Consider the following 1,489-nt stretch of genomic DNA (forward strand, 5'->3'; position numbering starts at 1 on the left):
CCTTTCTATTTCTTTCTGACACTTTCTTTTGTGAATCTAATAAAGTACCATCTAAATCTAAAACGATTGCTTTAATCTCGGATTCTAGTTCCATATGTATGTCCCCTTATTTACAGTATAAACTCCTCCTTTTATGTTCTATATCAAGTTATAAATCCCTGTATATTCCATACATGATCGGTTAACATAACGTCTCATTATAGGGATTCAATGTATTTAGAAGACTATTAAAAGTCCTCCATATTGTTTAACTGGAGGACTTTCGTGTTCACATAATTATAGTTATCAGAAGTTGTTTCTAGATGATCAGTTCTTATATTTTATAATAGTGCCATTTGTATCTTTAAATTCTAAAACAGTCGTAATAAGATCAAAAGACTTTAAATCATCATCTAATTTATTAGGAAGGATCACGTACCATAAACTCCATCCTTTATACTTTGTTTCATTTGGTAAGAATTTATCTAAATATACAATATGTCCTGAGGTAGATTCATATGATACCTTGCTAATAGATGGGTTCTTAAGATAACCAGAAATAACTTTTCCATTTGATATTCCCATAGTAGGTGATATACCAGAATCTTGTACTTCTAACTCACTTACATTTGTTCCTCCTGTTATCCCACTAACAGTCCATTTTCTATTTCTAAATCTGCTATTGAAATGTAATTATCAGGTGTAACAAAAAAGGCTATTTTTCCATCTATTTTTATAATACGTTTTAGAGCATTATATTTATCTAGGTATTATTTGTTGTTTTTAATCCTTGTTTTAATGCTTCTTGTTGTGTGTCGTATACTTTTGAAATGGAGCAGCCACTAATGATAAGAATTAGGGAACCTAATATAAGCTGTTTTCTAAGTTTTTCATACAAAAGTTTTCCCCCTTTTTTATTTTCTATCACTCGATTCATCTTTTTATACATTCCTATCCTGGCATGGGTTTTACGGTTCTCGTTTGTTACTGGATTAACCGAAAAACTGTATAAAATCTTGCATGCTCTTAACTTGTTTTTTCTAAAATGTTGGCGGTATCCCATGCCCATCAACCTAAAATTTTATAGTACCCCCAGAACGAAATTTTGTACTAAATTGTAACAAAATGCTCATTTTTTTGTTTTGAGGTATTTGCATTTCTTAGCTTGATGGTGATGGGGTGGTACCCCTACTAGAAAGATTGTCTCCGCGTGAACGTGAAGAACTTGAAAAATTTAAAAAAGAAGCAAGTATCTCTAAACTAGAGGAAAGTAAAAATAAAGAAAAGAGGTTGCCCAAAAGTAACTATTCAGCGACTTTTGGGACAACCTCTTCTTTTTGTTCTATACTTTCAAGAAAATTTAGAATAAAATAAAAATATAGTCATCTACCTATTATTCACTAATGAAAAGAAAAGGGGTAGCGAAATGCACTTGAAGTATGGGAAGCACATTAATATATTATCTATTGTTCTAACTTTGTTCTCTTTTTTAGCAATTGTAAGTTTCTCT

General features: G+C 30.9%; 1 protein-coding gene and 1 pseudogene. Both read right to left on the minus strand.

Going from position 1 to position 1,489, the window contains the following annotated elements; translation table 11 throughout:
* Window positions 1–94: HAD hydrolase family protein (locus tag JDS80_RS32220; protein WP_199640807.1), on the minus strand; the 94-nt coding region annotated here is incomplete at its 3' end.
* A 212-nt stretch (window positions 95–306) separates the two neighbouring features.
* A pseudogene (locus tag JDS80_RS32225) lies at window positions 307–877 on the minus strand (hypothetical protein).
* Window positions 878–1,489: the final 612 nt, after the last annotated feature.

This window comes from Bacillus cereus group sp. N8 (assembly GCF_016483685.1).
GTDB classification, from domain to species: domain Bacteria; phylum Bacillota; class Bacilli; order Bacillales; family Bacillaceae_G; genus Bacillus_A; species Bacillus_A proteolyticus.